Genomic DNA, 17783 nt, shown 5'->3' with positions numbered 1-17783 from the left:
CAAGTCGGGTAGTCAATCTCTTACAAATAACGCGTAAGTTGATTAAAAACTGATCAAGAGTGCGTTAGTGCAGGGTCGTATACTTCAGGGTCGTCGCCCCGCCTAAAACACAGGACGATATGGCAGCGTCGCTGTCGACCCCGAAAAAAGCCAGAGAGCGCGTCAGGATGATTCGCCGCGAACGAAAACGACGCTAGAAGCGGGCAGGGCGGTTCGCTTCCCGCCAGCGATCAAACCAGCGGCGTGGTTGAATGATTCGCAAGGTTGGCTCGCTTTCTTGTAGCTCTACCCCAACGCTCAGGATGCCAAGGCGTGCATAGAGTGCGCCATTGGCGCTGCTGTCTGCCAAGGTAACGTCTGAAAGCAGCAACAAGGGGCCGCCGGTTAGCGCGACATCATTTAGGCTTATTTGCTCGCCGCTGACCGTTAGCTGCGCTGTCCCTTCAATATCATGCACATTCAGCAGTCGCCCTAACCAGTCGTTATCCCTGGCACGGGCTAGAAAAAGGCGTGCCAGTAACCCTGTATCGCGCATATCAAGGCGCAACTGGCTGGTAAGACGAATAGGGTCTTCCCACGCCAACTGCGCCTCATCCATGGAGAGCTGGCCCCACCAGCCTGCATCTGATGATGTCCCTTCGCGCTGACGCTTAACGTTCTCCAGGCGTAAAAAAGAGTCGTCGGCGGTAAAGTTGCCTGTTTCCAGATCGCCGTCGGTTAAATGTAAATAGACGTGCACATCACCGTGTAGCTGCTGGTCCAGGAGTGCCAGCTCGGCGTTAAAGGCACGCAGTCTTATATCGCCTTGAGCGTTCAATCCTTCGAGCAGCCACTCGCTTTCAAGACTGGCTTGCCCGTTCAGCAAGGTAATGCCTGCGCCTTCCGGCAGGTAGCGGTTGTAGCGGGTGAAATCGGACACGTCGGTAATTGGTAGCGCAATGCGCGTAATGAAGTGCTCGGGCTGAGGGGATTCAAGCACGTCGCTAAAGCGCTCTGTTTGTGTCGTGAGCGCAAAATGGCGGCCTTCAAGGTAAGGGCTATCATCGTCTTGGCGCCGCAGGGCAAAACGGGGGATGCCCAGCGAAATCTGGGCCCGCTCGGCATTATCTAGTTGGGCGGTAAGCTCGCCGCGGCCGGTGGCAAGGTAGTCTAAAAAGGTGACTTCCAACTGGTCGGCATTGACCCGTAGGCGGGTAGGCGCCAGTAGCCGGTTATCGCGAAAGGCTCCCTGAACAAACAGTTGTCCCTCTCCAGCGATAGCCAACCCATGGGCATCGGGTAAAAAGGCGTTCAAAAAGCTTAGCCGCTGCACGCTTCCTTCAAGCGCAAACTGGCCACTCGGTACGCTGTTACGCGTCTGAAATCGGCCCTCGGTGAGCATTAGCACGCTTTCCAGGCGCTCGCTAGGCTGATCGGTATCGGCCACTTGCCAGCTCAAGCGAGTACCGCTGATGTTCAGCGTTGATCCATCCGTGGCCGCTTGCCGGATGGGCAGAAAAAGCTCCATGTCGCTGGTTAACGTGCCGGCCTGTACACCTTGTTGCCAGTGGGTGGTCAGCCCTTCTCCGGCTAAATGCACCTCGCCGCTGAACTGTTCTGGCGACAGCGTGAGCTGACCGTGGCTCGTGGCCTGCCCGCTTCGAAGTTGCAGAGGGGAAGGGGAGGGTAATACCGCTCTCAGGTAAGGTTGTAACACGCTAATGTCCGGTAGCTGCGCCGCTTGCCAACTCACGGTGGCAGTGGCTTCCTGGCGTGCCGTTTCCGGCGCCACGGGGCTCGTCGCGACCAGCGTGATATCGGCATCATCAAGCAGCAGGCGATTGTGATGGTGCAGCGTGGCGTCTGAAAAGCTGAGCGAGGCCTCTATTATTTCTTCCGGCGTTAGCTGAGCTGTCAGCGCGCCGCTGCCTTTGGCATTGAAGCCGTGTATGTCTGCCGCTAATTGCGGAGCTTGAATGGCCAAGCTAGCGCTATAGGGGCGCGTATCACGAATAGTGGCCTGGGCTTCAATGTGGCCATGGCCAGAGAGGCGAAGACTGTTTTCTGGATCATCCCTCTCTTCACTGGTGCTTTCTTCTCTGGTGCTTGCTTCGCTGGTGCTGGCTTCACTGTGACGTGTCTCACTGCCAGCGGATTGGCGCTCTGGTGTTAGGTAACGGTCTAGCATATCCAAACGTGTGATATCGCCTTGCAAGGCCAGTGTTGCAGCCGTAGGAAGCGCTAACTGATCCAGGCGCTGGTTATCAATCTGGGTGGCAAGGCGTAGCTCAGCATGGGCTGCATAAGGCTGTGAGTCGGCCAGCTCTACATCGGTAAGTTGGGTCGAAAAATACAGTTGATCGTCGTCGACCGCCAGGCGAACCTGGCCTTTGCCGATCGCCGTATGAGAAGGCGGTAGGTCGTCCGCGATTAGCCAGCGCGGGGAGTCAGTGGGCGTAAGCAGACGATGTTCGTCTACCGTCAAGCGCAACATGGGGGCATCCAGTGTTAGTACACTGTCGGACTGTAATGTACCGGCGGTAAGCTTTAGTGCTCCTGTGAGTGCGCCGTTGCCTTCCAGGGTTAGCCAGGGCAGGGCGTCTAGATACGGCATAAAGACATCCCAGGCATCCGCCTGCGCTTCTATCTGAAGCTGTGCGGAAAGTGCCGCCAGCAGGTTGGCGGTCAATTCGTCGTTGGCGGTGCTGTTTGGGGCGATCGTGTTCAGGGTTGCATCGGCGTCAAGATGAATATCATCTACCAAGGTCGCTTGATCACTCAGGCGAACTAAACGACCATTGGTAATAGCGAGCGTGAAATGAGGAATCGCGAGTGTCTCTCGGCTCAGCGTGGTATCGGCGATCTCTAGTCGGCCCTGTGCTTCCAGAGCTAGGTCGCCCACTGTCAGTCGGCGGATGCCGTCGGCTTCCAGCATCTCGATATGCAGCTCGCCACGCAGCAGGGATAGCAACGAGAGAGAAAGGGTGGCGCGATCTGCCTCAATGGAGATGGGCAGCGCTGCATCTTCCCGGGCCAGATAAAGCCCCTCTACGTCCCAGCGACCGGGATGTCGACTAGCGCCTTGTTCCCAGCGAATGTCGATACCTTCAAATTGAGAAATGCGTGCGGGTAGCCATTGGCTGTTGAGTAGCCAGTAGCTGCCGGCCACCCAAATAAGGGTGAACAAAAGCAAGGCAATCAACACCCTTTTAAGCAGGCGGGGTAGGCGATTTTTACGAATGTTCGCGTCTGGCATAGTGGCTTCCCTGGCAGAGAACTCCTGTTGGGGCGTGTTTTATGGCATTATGCGCGGCGTTGGGCAGTGACGGGTTTTCGATTTCAACGCTAGGCAGGCAACTAACGCCATGTTCAAGGATTTTTACACGCAGCGCGGAGAGTATGTGGTGATCTCCGCAGAGCAGGCCAGTCGTTTCGCCAAAGGCGTAGCTGGTGACTACAACCCTATTCATAATCCGGATGCACGTCGCTTTTGTGTTCCAGGCGACCTGTTGTTTGTACTGATACTGGCAAAGTTTGGGTTGTCGCGGCAAATGGAGTTTCGTTTCACTAACATGGTCGGTGCTGACACGCCAATCATGTTTCGCGAAACAGGCGATGGTGCGCTGCACGTCTGCGATGAAAGCGGTAAATGCTATCTGCAGGTAACGCGTAGTGGTGACATTACCCACGATCCCGTTGCGGTGGAAGCATTTGCCCGCTGTTATGTAGCGTTTTCGGGCAAGAATTTCCCCCATTATTTAAAACCGCTCATGGAACAACACGGGGTCATGTTTAATCCTAAACGCCCCTTGGTGATCTACGACAGCATGGGGTTTTCGCTAGAGCGTTTAGATGGTTTTTCACCAGGCTTGACGCTAAACCATTCGTCGTTAGAGGTGAACGGTAAACGTGCCGATGCGCGCTTGGAGTTCTCGATTGAATCTGCCGGTGACGCGGTGGGTATTGGCTCCAAAAAGCTAGTGGTAAGCGGCCTGTGCGATTACGACGCCGACGAAATGGCCGCTATTGTCGAAGAGTTTTATCGTCTCAAAGCTGCTTATGAAACGGCGTAATTGCCACACTTGACGGCTGTCCACACTTCATTCCTGTATCGGTAGCCACTGGCGCGTTAGTCGCTTGCCAGTGGCTGTCCCTTCTGTTTTACCTCAAGACGATATTGACTGCCTCGTTCAGGATTTCTTTAGCGAGGCGACACCAGCATGCCTGCTTTTCCAATCCGTTCAGTCCGCCCAGCCCAGCCTACGTGTAAAGACTAATTGACGTCGATATATTGATTTTGTCTACTCAGATAAGCGCTGATTGACGTTAACGTCAACTTACTGTTATATCTTTGGCAGATGCTTTTCTAACAACAATTCAGCTATCACTGCGTTATAAACAGCAATCAATGTGCCAGTCACAACAATCACAACCATAACAGGAGCAACGCTATGTCCGTTCGTGACATCCCCATGTATATCGATGGGCAGCCGGTGCCATCGCAAAGCAACAAGTGGCAAGACGTGGTAAACCCCGCCACGCAAGAAGTGGTGGCGCGGGTGCCGTTTTGTACAACCGAGGAAGTGGAGCGCGCCATCCAGAGTGCCAAAGAGGCATTCAAGGAGTGGCGTAAGGTGCCGCTTGGAAAGCGCATGCGGATCATGCTCAAACTCCAGGCGCTGATTCGCGACAATACCGCCGAATTGGCGGCATTGATCACCGAGGAGCACGGTAAAACCTTGCCGGATGCCGAAGGTGAAGTTGGCCGTGGTTTGGAAGTGGTTGAGCACGCCTGCTCGATTACTTCGCTGCAGTTGGGGGAGCTTGCTGAGAATGCCGCCAACGAGGTAGATGTGTACACCATGCACCAGCCGCTGGGTGTTGGTGCCGGAATTACCGCGTTCAATTTCCCCATTATGTTGCCGTGCTTCATGTTCCCGCTGGCTATTGCCACCGGCAATACCTTTGTATTGAAGCCGTCCGAGCAAGATCCCAGCGCCACCATGCGATTGGTCGAGCTTGCCCACGAAGCGGGCATCCCGCCGGGCGTGTTGAATGTGGTACATGGCGGCCCCGACGTAGCCAACCAGATTGCCGACCATCAGGATATCAAGGCGCTTTCATTTATTGGCTCAACCCACGTGGGGTCGCTGCTGTATAACCGCGCGGCCGCAGCGGGCAAGCGTATGCAGGCGATGATGGGCGCTAAAAATCATTGCGTGGTGATGCCGGACGCCAACCGTAGCCAAGCGATCAATAACTTGCTCGGCTCTGCCTTTGGTGCGGCAGGCCAACGCTGCATGGCTAACTCAGTAGTCGTGCTCGTCGGTGAAGCACGTGAGTGGTTGAGCGATATTGTCGAGGCTGCGCGGCAGATGAAAGTGGGGCCGGGTACACAACTGGATGCCGATCTGGGGCCGCTGGTTTCACCCGCTGCGCGCGATCGAGTACTGCGGTTAATCGATGCGGGCGAGAATGAGGGGGCCAAACTGCTGGTTGATGGCCGTCACGTTAGCGTGGAAGGCTACCCCGACGGTAATTTCGTAGGGCCGACGCTATTTTCCGATGTCACCGCTGATATGACGATTTATCGCGAAGAAATATTTGGCCCCGTGCTGTGCGTCGTCAATGTGGAAACGCTCGATGATGCCATTGCGTTGATCAATGCCAATCCTAATGGCAATGGCACCTCTATTTTTACCAATTCAGGTTGGGTAGCGCGCCGGTTTGAAACCGATATCGATGTTGGTCAGATCGGTATTAACGTGCCTATTCCTGTCCCGGTGGCTTACTTCAGCTTTACTGGTTCAAGAGGGTCGAAGCTGGGCGATTTAGGTCCTAATGGAAAGCAGGCGATCTCCTTCTGGACCCAAACAAAAACGGTGACGGCACGTTGGTTTGAACCAGAGAATGTCTCAAGCGGTATTAATAGCACGATTTCGCTGGGCTAAGAGTGACGATAGCCATAGCCCTTCATTCCCCTCGTTTAAGGGGGGAATGAGTAGCACTACGGCCAGTAAAAAGTCGATCCGCTGTCGTTGAAAGGTTTAAAAATTATCGAATAACGGCAGGCTCTCTTCGAGCAACTGTTCAATGGGGTCAAGCTGGCTTTCGTGTAAGACCAGTAAATAGGGCTGATCCTTAACGTGAGCGGCAAGGGGCGTTAAGAGTGCAAACTCGCCTTCTTCAAGGTGAAATTCATGAATTTCACGCAAGCCGAGCGCGGTCATGCATTGAGAGCAACGATAATTATCGTCTTCTCCGTAAACGAGCCGATGATACATTTTAAACAAGGTATATAGAGCCAACCCACCTTCGAATGCTGGCCAGCGAGAGGGAGTGCGACGAGTTTCATCGGTGAGCTGTTGCCCCTCAGCTTCAGCATTGGCAATGGCCTCTGCCAGGGGCGCCGCCAGAAGACCACTGGGATCTGTCGGTAGCGCTGTATTGTGCTTTGACGCGTATTCAAACGCCTGCACAGCACGCTTGAAGTCATCGACACTGTTGAGAGGATAGTCGACATGCTGCAGGTCGTTGGGCTCACAGCCGCCATTCTCCCAGCCATGCAGAACACGCAGCGTCATTTGTCCACGTTTCATGGGGCGCGCCAGTAACATGTGCAGCATGATACGAATATGTAACTGACGCTCATCAGTATCGTTTTTAAACGATTTGTAGGGATCAGCAAATAGCTCATTCAGCCGACCGGGAGTATGTTCCTTGGCTTCGTTATGGCTCATGACAATGTCCCTTTTTTTATGGACTGGTGATTAAGCGGAGCGTGCCATTTTAATCACATGGTGTGATTGCAACATAGCGTGATTGCAACATCGCCTGGTTGCAGTATGGCGAGCATATCTGCTGTTTAAAAGACTCTTACCTTAGCTTTTTGTTGCTCACTAGCTACGTCTTTTTTATGAGAAAGTTAAACGTAACCTAAAGAGGTGATCATGTCTGCATCATTAAGTCGATTTAATGTACCTGAAACCCTTGATGAGCTGCCGGAAGACATTCGCACTAATATTTTGGCAGTACAGGAAAAAGCCGGGTTTGTGCCTAACGTGTTTTTGATGCTTGCCCATCGGCCCGCAGAATTCCGGGCTTTTTTTGCTTATCACGATGCCTTGATGGAGCGAGAATCTGAGACGCTCACCAAAGCAGAAAAAGAGATGGTCGTGGTGGCGGTCAGTGCACGTAATCGCTGCTTGTATTGTGTGGTCGCCCACGGGGCGTTAGTGCGGATTTACAGTAAAGACCCGCTGCTGGCAGATCAGGTGGCGATCAATCATCACGTATCTCCGCTGAGTGAGCGCCATCGGGTGATGCTCGACTTTTCTCTCCACTGTGCCATTGAGGTAGGTGAACTGACCGATCAGTGGATTGACCGCCTGAAGAACGTGGGATTTAGTCAAGAGGATTGCTGGGACATCGGCGCTATTGCCGCGTTTTTTAGCCTATCCAATCGGTTAGTCACCTTGGCGGGCACACCCCCCAATGAAGAATTTTATCTGATGGGACGTGTTCCCCGTGGATAGTTTCACAGTGTCTTATAGACCTTTACTAAAGCGCGCTTTTGATTGAGGATAGGGGCCGATCAAGCGCTTGATAGAATGTTCTAGAAACACCCTGAAGGGGCGCTTGAGAAATACTTACTCGGGCACGTGTACTGTTACTTAACCAGTACCTACCTTAGTTCCTACACATACTGTCGCCAGGGGAGCCTTTAATCATAAGGGCTGAGAATGCGCATCGCGCAGACCCTGGAACCTGATCCGGTTCGTACCGGCGGAGGAAGTGCGACATGCTTTACCTGACGTCAGCCGTGCTTGGCGCGGCGCTTTGCTGCTTTGCTTTTTTGGGCCTGCGCGCCCGCCGGGTGAATGGTCCGCTTGATGACTATGTCACTGCACGTAATTCGCAAACGGCGACCACCCTGGGACTCTCCTTTCTTGCTTCCGGTATGGGAGCATGGATCCTCTTCGCGCCACCTGAAATTGGCGCCTTTGTAGGTCCGCTGGCATTGGCGGGCTATGCAGTAGGGTCCGCGTTGCCCTTCATTGTCTTAGGGCTGTATGGGCCTAAAATTCGTCGCGCCCTCCCAGAAGGGCGCAGTATCGGCGAGTTTGCTGAAGCTTGCTATGGGCCAGGCGTTCGGCGGTGGGTGACGCTGGTTTCAATCGCTTATATGGCCTGTTTCCTGGCGGCCGAGCTAACCGCTATTGGGGCTATCACCGGGTTACTTTCTGATGTGCCTCCATCGCTGGTTATTATTGGCGTGGCGCTCACTACACTGGTGTATACCGCGGCGGGTGGGCTGCGCGCGAGTCTTGCGACTGACCGTTGGCAGGCGTGGCTACTTATGGCGCTACTGTTAGCGGTCGCCGGTATGGCGCTATGGCGGCTGCCCGTCATGACCACCGAGTACACGTTGCCTTCCATTCCCTTGAGCAACGCGCTAAGCGTGGCACTCACGCTGGTCATCGCCGTTACCGCCGCTAACCTTTTTCACCAAGGGTACTGGCAGCGCGTGTGGGCCGCGCAAGATGATCAAAGTTTGGGGCGGGGCGCCTTATTGGGCGGTGCCATGACGGTCGTGGTGGTAATGCTGATCGGTGGCCTGGGTATGTTGGCCGCCATGAGTGGGGTGGCATTAGGTGAACCACCGATGCCCTTTTTTGCTCTGCTGACCGAAGCCCCCATTTGGTTATCGTTACCCGCGCTGGTCCTCGCCGTTACCTTGGTGGCCTCTAGTGTTGATACGCTTCAAAACGGAATTGCTTCTCTGGTGGTCGCGCGCAGCGAGCAAAAGGGTGTATCGCTTGTTGCTGCCCGCTGGGTAACGGTGGTCGTGATGATTCCGGTGATATGGATTGCCCTGCAAGGGCTATCGGTACTGCGACTGTTCCTGATTGCCGACTTATTGTGTGCTGCCATTGTGGTGCCTGTGCTGCTTGGGCTATGGCAGCGTATGACCCCGTTCTCTGCCGTAGCGGGGGGCATCGCAGGTCTATTGGGCGCTATTCTACCGGGATGGGTCAGTCAGGGTAGCCTAATGGCTGGCGTGGTGGCCGCCAGTTTTCCAGGCAGCATTCCTACTCTAGGCCCATTTGTGGGCGCGTTACTAGCCTCGACATTAATCAGCGTAGTGCTGGCAGGTGTTACTAAAAAAAGCCCCAAAACAATGCCTACAAAAAAGTAACTAGAAAAAGGTGTTTTTTAAGCAGTAAAGTGCTCGTCCCTATATGCTCTGGTAGATAAACGCCTACCTCACTAGGTGACATGATAATGAGCTACCCAATAGCACTTAATGAAGAGGCGCGGTTAGCAGCTCTTTATGAGCTTGAGCTCCTGGATACCCCTGATGAGCCAGTTTTTGACCGCGTGACCCGATTAGTGACTCAACTGCTTAAGGTACCTATGGCGAAGGTATCGTTAATTGATGCTGAGCGCGAATGGCTGAAATCCCAAGTCGGCGTTGAAGCACGTGAGATGCCACGTGGTGTGGCTTTCTGTGCCTATACCGTGATGGCGTTAGAGCCGCTCATTATTGAAGATGCACGCCAAGATCCCCGCTTTGCCGATAATCCCATGGTGACCGTCCCGGAAGGTGTTCGTTTTTATGCGGGCATCCCCTTGTGTACCTCCGATGGATTGGTGATGGGAGCACTCTGCGCAATGGATACCCAGCCACGTGTGCTGAGTGAAAGTGAGTTGGGGGCGTTACACGACTTAGCCGCGATCGTTACTGACGAGATTCGTCTACGAGAGCGGCTGGCGCAAGAACGCAAAAAAGCTCAGGCGTATCAGCAAGCGCTGAACAAGCTGCACCGAAGCATGGAAAATCAGATTGAGCGGCGCACTAATGAACTCAATCTAGTCATTGAGTCGGCCTACGATGCTTACATCAGTATTGATGGGCAAGACATGATCTTGGACTGGAATCGCGCCGCTGAGCTAATGTTTGGCTGGCCCCGTAAGGCTGCACTGGCCAGGCCGATCACGCAGCTGATATTTCCAGACGGACTACCTATTGGCAATGATAGCGCCGCTATCACCTTTATAGCGCGGCGTTGCGATGGTGCTGAGTTACCTGTCGAAATCCGCGTTAAGACCTTGATGATCGACGGCCGCGAACGACGTAGCCTGTTTATTCATGATATTACCGAGCGCCAACAGCTTGAGCGGCTGCATAATCAGCAGGCGCGTGAAGACGTACTAACCCGGCTACCTAATCGCAGAGCCTTTGATGAACGTCTGCCAGAGGCAATGGCGCGCACCCGGCGTGGCAAGCACCCTCTCGCAGTGCTGTTTATGGATCTGGATGGTTTTAAAACGATTAACGATACCCACGGTCATGCCATGGGGGATGAGATACTGCGAGCAATCGCCAACCGTTTGGCCAGTGCTGTCCGTGAAACTGATTATGTGGCCCGCTGGGCGGGGGATGAGTTTGTCTTACTTCTCGAAGGCAGCGACGTCGGGGCCATAGAGTACTTAGCTAATAAATTTGTTCAGGTAGTTGAGGAGCCAGTGATGGTGGGTAATGATGCTCCGCTGAAGGTGAGCGCGAGTATTGGGGTTGCTCTTTATTTTGCGGCAAGTGAAGAAACGACCAATGAGTTGCTTAAGCGAGCAGATGTGGCCATGTACAACGCGAAACACATTGGCAAAGCGCAAGTTCATATTGCCAGGTCTGCTGACAGTGATTCTTAAGACCTATTAATACTCAAGGATGACCATGATTCGAGCAATACTGACGGAACCGGATGGGGCAACACAAGAAGGCGATGAACGTTTGATCGAGGTATGGCAATCAACGCCGGGTAGCCATATCTGGCTCGATATGCAGGGGGAATCGCAGCATAGCGAACGGACTATTCTTGAGGCGTTTAAGTTTCATCCAATGGCGATTCAAGATGCCCATAAAGAGCGCCATCCGCCTAAAATAGAGGAGTTCGATAACCATACCCTGATTATTTATCGCGGCATCTCCTCTTTCGATGCCGAACTTAACTACCTTCCCCAACAGGTCTGCTTTTTCGTGGGGGAGCGTTTCCTTGTGACCCTTCACCCAGGTCATGCGCTCTCGATTGAGCGATTGTTTAATGACCATGGTAAAGCTTTACTGGCGCACTCGCCGGAACATGTCGCGCTGCGTGTCATGTATATATCGGCGGGCTTCTATATTGATAGTTTGCTGGAGTTTGAAACGGCACTGAGTGATCTTGAAGATGCGCTGTTAGAAGACGGTAACGATACGCTGATGCGCAAAATCATTACCTATCGCTCTCGCCTGGTTAAAATGCGCCGCATCTTTAGCTATCACCAAGGGATTACCCAGGAGCTGACGGCTTATGATTATGAGCACCTGCCCCGCGAGGAGAGCGAAACGCTCCACGCAATCAATGATGTAGCGGAGCGGTTCGAGCGGCTCTATAGCTTGACCCAGATGTACTATGATATTTGTGGCGATTTAGTTGATGGCTATATCTCGATTTCTTCTCATCAACTGAATATCACCATGCGCGTTCTCACGGTGATTACCGCGATTTTTGTTCCGCTAACGTTCATTGCCGGAATTTACGGGATGAACTTTGAGAATATGCCCGAACTGCGTTATGAGTACGGCTACTTCTTCGTCTGGGGAGCTATGCTGGGAATCGGTGGAGTGCTGGTCTGGCTGTTTAAACGCAAACACTGGTTTTAATACCCGAAAACAAGTCCTTGATTACACATGGCAAAGCCCATACTCGCAGTGAGCGAAAAATTGACGCATTCGTAGGTGATCGATGGCGGCCTGTGGCATTCTCTGCCTCGATCAAAACGATAAAGCACCATACATACTACAAAGCACCACACCGTCGACTAGCGCTTTTACTGGGAGTAGTTTTTAAATGATGATAATGATAATTGGGCTGCTGGTTTTTTTAGGCGTTCACTCTGTGCGTATCGGCGCTGAACGCTGGCGTCAGCAGCAGATCGCAAGCCTCGGTCACACGGTCTGGAAAGCAGCTTTTTCGGCGATATCCGTGGTTGGGTTGGCCATTGCCATCTATGGGTTTGGGCAAATGCGCCTTGATCCCACCTATATTTGGCATCCGCCAATGGGCATGCGCCATGCAGTAGCGCTACTGATGCTCCCTGCCTTTATCATGCTGGTAGCAGCGTATGTGCCGCATAACGCGATCAAGGCCAAACTTGGCCATCCCATGATGCTGGCGGTAAAGATCTGGGCGCTTGCGCATCTGCTGGTCAATGGACGCCTGGGCGATATTATCTTTTTTGCAGCCTTTCTTATCTGGGCCATCCTGGCGTTTAAAGCCGCCAAGCAGCGCGACCGTATGACGCCGCCGGCCCCCGTTAGCACTTCCAAAATGGCTACCATCGCGACGGTGTTAATAGGGTTGGTGGCCTATGCGCTGTTCGCCTTCTATTTACATGCAGTGTTAATTGGCGTTCCCGTCTTCAGTTGACCCCGAAGAAGGGTTGTCTAAATAAGCACCTGGGCTGGCGCGATGAGCGATGAGGTTACTTGAGACTCAGTGAGAGTTTGTTATTGTCAGGTAAGCAAACATCTCTTTAAGGAGTCAGTCCATGGTCGAATCTGCCTATACTGTGCCGACAACGATGGCCGCCATGCTATTAACCGGGCATGGCGGTGTCGAAAAACTGGAGTACCGTGAGGATATTGCTACGCCTAAGCCTCAGGCGGGCGACGTCCTTGTGCAAGTGACCGCCACGGCGAAGAATAATACTGACCGAAAAGCCCGAGAGGGGCTTTATCCCACCAAGGAAAAAGGCGAGGTCACCTCGTTTGCCATGGGGGGCACTCCAACATTAACCTTTCCGCGTATTCAAGGTGCCGATGTGGCAGGCCGCATCGTCGCTGTGGGTGACGGTGTCGATGCTGAGCGTATTGGCCAGCGGGGCCTGCTCGATTTTAATATCTACGCTGATGAACGCCGTGATATCAACTTGACGCCGGACTACTTCGGCCACGGCGCCGATGGTGGTTACGCAGAGTATATCGCGGTCCCCGCTGATCAGTTTCATCATGTGCCCAACCCCGGGCTTCACGACGCAGAACTGGCGTCCATGGGCATGTGCTCTTATCAAACGGCTTACCATATGATGACGGCTGCTAACGTGAGTGCTGGCGAGCGCGTTTTGGTCAGTGGTGCCAGCGGTGGCGTGGGGACTGCCCTGATTCAGCTCTGTCGCATCGTGGGCGCAATTCCCTATGCCGTTAGTCAGCCTGATAAAGCCGAGGCGCTCAGAGCATTGGGAGCTGAAGCGGTGATTGATCGCGGTGACCTGCCGAGCTTTGTTGAACGCGTGCTGGACACTACCGGCGGTAAACCGATTGATGCGGTGATGGATCTAGTGGGTGGTGAGATGACCAACCTATTTATCGACACCATGATTGTCGATATGCAGGGGCGCACGAGCTATCCCCGCCTTTCCATTGCTGGCGCTAGCGGTGGCAATCTAAGCGAAATTATGTGGACGCGGGTGTACCTGTATCAAGTGCAGATATTTGGTGTATCGCATGGTACTCGCGAAGAAGCGGAGCAATTAGTGGCCTGGATACGTAGTGGTGAATTAAAGCCTGTGCTTCATGCGGCTTTCAAGCTATCCGAGCTGCACGACGCCGAGCGCTATTTTGTCAATCGGAGCAGCAACTACCTGGGCAAGATTGTGATCGTTCCCGATGCCCAGTGGGCGTCTCATGGCGCCCCGTTCGCTCTCAACGATTCTTCTAATGCCGATCAGGAGCACTGCTAGTGCGTAATCTGCATACCATTCAACTGATGGATACTCATGCCGGTGGCGATGTTAGCCGTATTGTCACAGGAGGGATTGATCTTTTACCTGGCGCTACGGTACGCGAGCAGATGGAGTACCTGCGCGATGATGCTGACGGTTTACGCCGCCTGCTGCTGGAAGAGCCCTACGGCATACCTGAAATGTCGGTTGATTTACTAGTGCCGCCCAGCCACCCGGAAGCGGTAGCGGGGTATATCATCATGGAAGTGATGGGATATCCCATTTACTCCGGTTCCAATACGCTGTGTACGGCTACTGCCGTGCTGGAGAGCGGCATTGTGCCCAAGCAGGAAGGCATTCAGCGTTTTAAGCTGGAAGCACCAGCAGGGCTTGTGCAGATCGAGGCGAAAGTACATAACGGGGTAGTCGAGTCGGCCACCTGTGGTGGCCTGCCCAGCTATATCGATACCTACCGCGATACCATTCATGTACCGGGTATTGGCTCAATTACTTACTCTATTGCCTATAGCGGTGGATTTTATGCCCTGGTGGATGCGACGGAATTGGGCTTTAAACTGACGCGTGATGAGGAGCGTGCGCTTTCTGAGTGTGCTTATAAGATTGTTGAAGCGATTAAAGCACAGCGTGGTTTTTCCCACTATACGCTGGGGGATGTCGGGCCTCTGCCATTTCTACATTTTATGGGGCCGGAAGAGCAGATAGCGGAGGGCTACGTTCGGTCGCGTTCAACCACATACGTCCACCCTGGCGTGATCTGCCGCAGTACAACGGGTACAGGGACCTCGGCGCGCCTCGCACTGATGAACTACGAAGGGCGGTTGAACATTGGCGATAAACTAGAAACGGTGTCGCTGCGTGATACGGGATTTATCGGCACCTTTGTCGACACCCATCAAGAGGGCGCTTACCAAGTGGTCGAGAATACGATCACCGGGCGCAGCTATGTGTTGGCCCACTCAGATATTGTCATTAACTGCGATGACCCGATGGTGGCTTGCGGTGAGTTGCACCATATTTTGCGCGATCGTCATCAGCCATCGGCTTTGCCTTCAGAGAGAAGTTCTTAGCAACATAGCCTTCATTTTCCAGGCGCTCCCATACCGGGGCTTTTTCGGCCTCGGTCATGCTTCCCCAACTGGCTATTTCATCGAGCGTGCGGCCACAGCCCTGGCACCGTGATGTTGAGGTCTCGATCCGGCATGTTTTAACACAAGGTGACAGTGGGCGAGCAGAGGATGGCGTGAAGTGTCGGGTCATTTAATAAGTTCTTGTAAACAGGTTCTTGTAAATAGGCGTTTACCCTAGGAAGCCGACACCTTACCGCGTAACGACTTGATTTTGCCCTTGCGGGTTTTATGGTCAACGCGTCGACGCTGCGAGCCTTTGGTGGGCTTGGTAGGGCGGCGTACTTTTTGTTGCTTGGTGGCACTCTGTATCAGCTCTTTTAAACGTGCCAGGGCATCTTCTTTATTTAATTCAAGCTTACGATGGCTCTGGGCTTTAATGATTACCACGCCTTCTTTACTGATACGCTGATCCGATAATGCCATCAAGCGCTCTTTGTAGAGCGGTGGCAGCGTAGAACTCAGAATATCGAATCGCAAGTGTACCGCTGAGGCGACTTTATTGACGTTCTGCCCCCCTGCACCTTGAGCGCGGATCTGGCTAATATCAATTTCCCAATCGGCCAGCGTCACGCTATTGGAAATAGTCAGCATTGCTTTCCTCTTTGTGGCTTATGAACCTATAAGGCTAGCACAATTGCTCCATAGGTGGGTGAGGAGAGAAATGCCTGCTAGGTTGATGATGGCTTTAGCGCATCGTACCTTTATAAATGCGCCCTTAGAAAAGCCCGCTTAAAAATACTAATCCCAGATAACGTTTTTTTTAAAACTAAGTACATCTTGCTCAATAAGGAGTTCTGACATGAGCGACTATCTACTAGCAGATTCATCCTTAAGCCCAGGGGTTATTTATCGTCTGCTATCCGGCAGCATTTGCCCACGACCTATAGCCTGGGTATCGACCCAGGATACGCATGGGAATACTAACTTAGCGCCATTTTCATTTTTCAACGTGGCCAGTGTTAATCCGCCAGTATTGGCATTCTCGCCTTTACTCAATGGTAGCGGGGAGCGTAAGGACACCGTGCGTAATTTAAAAGACGTTGCTGAATGTGTCGTGCATGTGGGCAGTGAAGAATTAATTGAAGCGCTCAACACCACGAGCGCCAGCCTACCGCCGGGAGAAGATGAATTCGCCCTGGCAGGCCTTGAAAAAGCGTCCATGCCGGGCGTTAGCGTTCCGAGGATTGCCAATGCACCGGTCGCGTTCGGGTGCACACTGTACGATGTAATTCAGTTTGGCGATCAACCCTTGGCAGGCACGTTAGTGCTAGCCCAAGTGGTGTCAATCCATATTAATGATGCGCTATGGGATGGCCGTCATGTGGATATGGATTTACTCAAACCCGTGGGCAGGCTGGCGGGCAGCGATTACATCCGGATCAGCGATCGTTTTGCCATTGAACGGCCTGATTAGCAATAACTAAATTAAACTAACTCCATGAGTGCAAAGGTTAATTTGTTTCGTTTCCTAAATGTTTCTAAACACTTACATAACAAGTAACAATAATTACTTAGAAAGTGGCGATAATTAACCTTTAGTTGTATATCCTCCTGCCGATAATAAAACCTGTTAGCTAGTGCTCGGTAACGTGGCAAAAGGGCAGAGGTAACCACCGGTCTCTTTTGTTTAATCTAATGGTGGGATGATCTAGCCAGAAAGGAGCAGATCAATGCGGCGCTCAGGAGCACCTTTTTTAAACCTAGCACTATTAAAAATAGCTTTGCTAGCCGGGATGTTAGTTTCGCCCCTGGCCCAAGCCGATCTTACGTTTGGTCTTGTTGCGCCTGCCAGTGGCGGTGCTGCGCCGCTGGGATTGGGTATGCAAAAAGGTATCGAGACCTACTTTGCGGAGGTCAATGCGGCGGGTGGCGTTAATGGCGAAAAGTTAGCCTTGATTGCACGTGATGATCAGTATAAACCGCTGCAAGCTGCCAGTAACACGCGCCAACTTGTTCATGACGACAAGGTGCTTGCAGCGATCGGTAACGTTGGCACTCCAACGGCTACCGTGACCATTCCTCTTTACAATGAATTTGAAACCCTGCTGTATGGTGCTTTTACAGGTGCTGGTGTGTTGCGCAAGACACCGCCAGACCGTTACGTCATTAACTATCGTGCCAGCTATGTGCAGGAAACGGCCACCATGGTGAACGGCCTATTAGAGGCGGGAATTAAGCCAGAAGAGATAGCCTTTTTTACCCAGAATGATAGTTTTGGCGACGCTGGATACAATGGCGCGATGCAGGCATTAAATGCCCATGGCATTGACAATACGTCTTCCCTCGCCCATGGGCGCTTTACCCGCGGTACGCGTAATATTCACCAAGGCCTGGCGAGTGTTCTTGAAGAACCGGTGACGCCACGGGCAATTATTATTGTGGGAACTTATGGGCCCGCTGCAGATTTTATTCGTGAAGCAAGAAATGATCTTCCTGATGCGCTCTTTTTGAACGTCTCATTTGTGGGCAGTCAAGCGTTGCTGGATGAGCTTGGCGACCTTTCCGAAGGCGTCATCATTACTCAGGTAGTCCCCCCGCTAGATGCCGACCTACCCGCCGTAGACGACTATCGCCAAGCGCTGAATACCTATGCTGGCGGTAGTGAGCCCGACTTTATCTCTCTAGAGGGTTATCTTGCGGCAAAGCTTTTTGTCGAAGGGGTAAAAGCGGCTGGCGCTGAGCCTAATCGCGAAGCCATTGTGAATGGCTTGCTAGGGCTGGGATCAATCGATATTGGTTTAGCTGAACCGCTAAGCCTAGGGCCAAACGATCATCAAGCCAGCGATGCGGTATGGCCAACCATTATCAAAAACGGCCGCTTCGAGCTGGTGGAGTGGGCAAGTCTGTTGCCATAAAAAAAGACGTTACTAACTAAGTTACCAGCTAACC

Annotated in this window: 15 protein-coding genes and 1 riboswitch; of the genes, 11 read left to right on the top strand and 4 right to left on the bottom strand. The window is 52.9% G+C overall.

What is annotated here, in order from left to right:
- Window positions 1-193: 193 nt before the first annotated feature.
- Entirely contained in the window at window positions 194-3235 is a 3042-nt protein-coding gene (locus ACFFLD_RS20535; RefSeq protein ID WP_386043600.1) for a hypothetical protein, read from the bottom strand.
- 109 nt (window positions 3236-3344) lie between these two features.
- On the opposite strand from ACFFLD_RS20535, the gene ACFFLD_RS20530 reads away from it, so the two are divergent.
- Together ACFFLD_RS20530 and ACFFLD_RS20525 are read left to right on the top strand one after the other, a co-directional pair.
- Window positions 3345-4052, top strand: a complete 708-nt coding sequence (locus tag ACFFLD_RS20530; protein ID WP_386043598.1) for a DUF3581 family protein — start codon at window positions 3345-3347, stop codon at window positions 4050-4052.
- Between the two features lie 378 nt (window positions 4053-4430).
- On the top strand, window positions 4431-5930 hold the full coding sequence (locus ACFFLD_RS20525) for a CoA-acylating methylmalonate-semialdehyde dehydrogenase (protein ID WP_386043596.1): 1500 nt from the start codon (window positions 4431-4433) through the stop codon (window positions 5928-5930).
- Between the two features lie 96 nt (window positions 5931-6026).
- Here ACFFLD_RS20525 and ACFFLD_RS20520 read toward each other — a convergent pair whose 3' ends face one another.
- Window positions 6027-6719, bottom strand: coding sequence for a hypothetical protein (locus tag ACFFLD_RS20520; RefSeq protein ID WP_386043594.1), 693 nt, complete (start codon window positions 6717-6719; stop codon window positions 6027-6029).
- A 210-nt stretch (window positions 6720-6929) separates the two neighbouring features.
- Here ACFFLD_RS20520 and ACFFLD_RS20515 point away from each other — a divergent pair, with 210 nt between their 5' ends.
- The 7 genes from ACFFLD_RS20515 to ACFFLD_RS20485 all read left to right on the top strand — a co-directional run bounded on the left by ACFFLD_RS20515 (window position 6930) and on the right by ACFFLD_RS20485 (window position 14834).
- Entirely contained in the window at window positions 6930-7514 is a 585-nt protein-coding gene (locus tag ACFFLD_RS20515) for a peroxidase-related enzyme (protein ID WP_386043592.1), read from the top strand.
- A gap of 168 nt (window positions 7515-7682) precedes the next feature.
- Window positions 7683-7791: riboswitch (TPP riboswitch) on the top strand.
- Entirely contained in the window at window positions 7781-9178 is a 1398-nt protein-coding gene (locus ACFFLD_RS20510) for a sodium:solute symporter (RefSeq protein ID WP_386043590.1), read from the top strand. Its footprint overlaps the riboswitch before it by 11 nt.
- Window positions 9179-9264: 86 nt before the next feature.
- Window positions 9265-10692, top strand: a complete 1428-nt coding sequence (locus ACFFLD_RS20505) for a diguanylate cyclase domain-containing protein (protein ID WP_386043588.1) — start codon at window positions 9265-9267, stop codon at window positions 10690-10692.
- A gap of 25 nt (window positions 10693-10717) precedes the next feature.
- Entirely contained in the window at window positions 10718-11686 is a 969-nt protein-coding gene (gene corA / locus ACFFLD_RS20500; RefSeq protein WP_386043586.1) for a magnesium/cobalt transporter CorA, read from the top strand.
- 187 nt (window positions 11687-11873) lie between these two features.
- A complete protein-coding gene (locus tag ACFFLD_RS20495; RefSeq protein WP_386043584.1) occupies window positions 11874-12452 on the top strand; it encodes an NnrU family protein in 579 nt (192 codons plus the stop codon).
- Between the two features lie 121 nt (window positions 12453-12573).
- Entirely contained in the window at window positions 12574-13764 is a 1191-nt protein-coding gene (locus ACFFLD_RS20490; protein WP_386043582.1) for a zinc-binding dehydrogenase, read from the top strand.
- Window positions 13764-14834: a proline racemase family protein gene (locus ACFFLD_RS20485; RefSeq protein WP_386043580.1), complete on the top strand. Its 1071-nt coding sequence runs from the start codon at window positions 13764-13766 to the stop codon at window positions 14832-14834. The genes ACFFLD_RS20490 and ACFFLD_RS20485 overlap by 1 nt, the downstream gene beginning before the upstream one ends.
- On the opposite strand, the gene ACFFLD_RS20480 is transcribed toward ACFFLD_RS20485, so the two are convergent.
- Both ACFFLD_RS20480 and arfB read right to left on the bottom strand, forming a co-directional pair.
- Entirely contained in the window at window positions 14737-15024 is a 288-nt protein-coding gene (locus tag ACFFLD_RS20480; protein ID WP_386043578.1) for a DUF1289 domain-containing protein, read from the bottom strand. The genes ACFFLD_RS20485 and ACFFLD_RS20480 overlap by 98 nt on opposite strands.
- 44 nt (window positions 15025-15068) lie before the next feature.
- Entirely contained in the window at window positions 15069-15485 is a 417-nt protein-coding gene (gene arfB / locus ACFFLD_RS20475) for an alternative ribosome rescue aminoacyl-tRNA hydrolase ArfB (protein WP_386043576.1), read from the bottom strand.
- 208 nt (window positions 15486-15693) lie between these two features.
- On the opposite strand from arfB, the gene ACFFLD_RS20470 reads away from it, so the two are divergent.
- Together ACFFLD_RS20470 and ACFFLD_RS20465 are read left to right on the top strand one after the other, a co-directional pair.
- Complete coding sequence (locus tag ACFFLD_RS20470; protein ID WP_386043574.1) at window positions 15694-16308, top strand: flavin reductase family protein; 615 nt, start codon at window positions 15694-15696, stop codon at window positions 16306-16308.
- A gap of 256 nt (window positions 16309-16564) precedes the next feature.
- Window positions 16565-17749, top strand: a complete 1185-nt coding sequence (locus tag ACFFLD_RS20465) for an ABC transporter substrate-binding protein (RefSeq protein ID WP_386043572.1) — start codon at window positions 16565-16567, stop codon at window positions 17747-17749.
- Window positions 17750-17783: the final 34 nt, after the last annotated feature.

The organism is Vreelandella sulfidaeris (assembly GCF_042429665.1).
Taxonomy (GTDB): domain Bacteria; phylum Pseudomonadota; class Gammaproteobacteria; order Pseudomonadales; family Halomonadaceae; genus Vreelandella.
Note: the sequence above shows the minus strand (reverse complement) of the source record. Positions and strands in the feature narration are given on the sequence as shown.

Excerpts from the sequence above, each read along its gene's own strand:
- ACFFLD_RS20535 (WP_386043600.1), bottom strand. The coding sequence starts at position 3,235 with ATGCCAGACGCGAACATTCGTAAAAATCGCCTACCCCGCCTGCTTAAA.
- ACFFLD_RS20530 (WP_386043598.1), top strand. The coding sequence starts at position 3,345 with ATGTTCAAGGATTTTTACACGCAGCGCGGAGAGTATGTGGTGATCTCC.
- ACFFLD_RS20525 (WP_386043596.1), top strand. The coding sequence starts at position 4,431 with ATGTCCGTTCGTGACATCCCCATGTATATCGATGGGCAGCCGGTGCCA.
- ACFFLD_RS20520 (WP_386043594.1), bottom strand. The coding sequence starts at position 6,719 with ATGAGCCATAACGAAGCCAAGGAACATACTCCCGGTCGGCTGAATGAG.
- ACFFLD_RS20515 (WP_386043592.1), top strand. The coding sequence starts at position 6,930 with ATGTCTGCATCATTAAGTCGATTTAATGTACCTGAAACCCTTGATGAG.
- ACFFLD_RS20510 (WP_386043590.1), top strand. The coding sequence starts at position 7,781 with ATGCTTTACCTGACGTCAGCCGTGCTTGGCGCGGCGCTTTGCTGCTTT.
- ACFFLD_RS20505 (WP_386043588.1), top strand. The coding sequence starts at position 9,265 with ATGAGCTACCCAATAGCACTTAATGAAGAGGCGCGGTTAGCAGCTCTT.
- corA (WP_386043586.1), top strand. The coding sequence starts at position 10,718 with ATGATTCGAGCAATACTGACGGAACCGGATGGGGCAACACAAGAAGGC.
- ACFFLD_RS20495 (WP_386043584.1), top strand. The coding sequence starts at position 11,874 with ATGATGATAATGATAATTGGGCTGCTGGTTTTTTTAGGCGTTCACTCT.
- ACFFLD_RS20490 (WP_386043582.1), top strand. The coding sequence starts at position 12,574 with ATGGTCGAATCTGCCTATACTGTGCCGACAACGATGGCCGCCATGCTA.
- ACFFLD_RS20480 (WP_386043578.1), bottom strand. The coding sequence starts at position 15,024 with ATGACCCGACACTTCACGCCATCCTCTGCTCGCCCACTGTCACCTTGT.
- arfB (WP_386043576.1), bottom strand. The coding sequence starts at position 15,485 with ATGCTGACTATTTCCAATAGCGTGACGCTGGCCGATTGGGAAATTGAT.
- ACFFLD_RS20470 (WP_386043574.1), top strand. The coding sequence starts at position 15,694 with ATGAGCGACTATCTACTAGCAGATTCATCCTTAAGCCCAGGGGTTATT.
- ACFFLD_RS20465 (WP_386043572.1), top strand. The coding sequence starts at position 16,565 with ATGCGGCGCTCAGGAGCACCTTTTTTAAACCTAGCACTATTAAAAATA.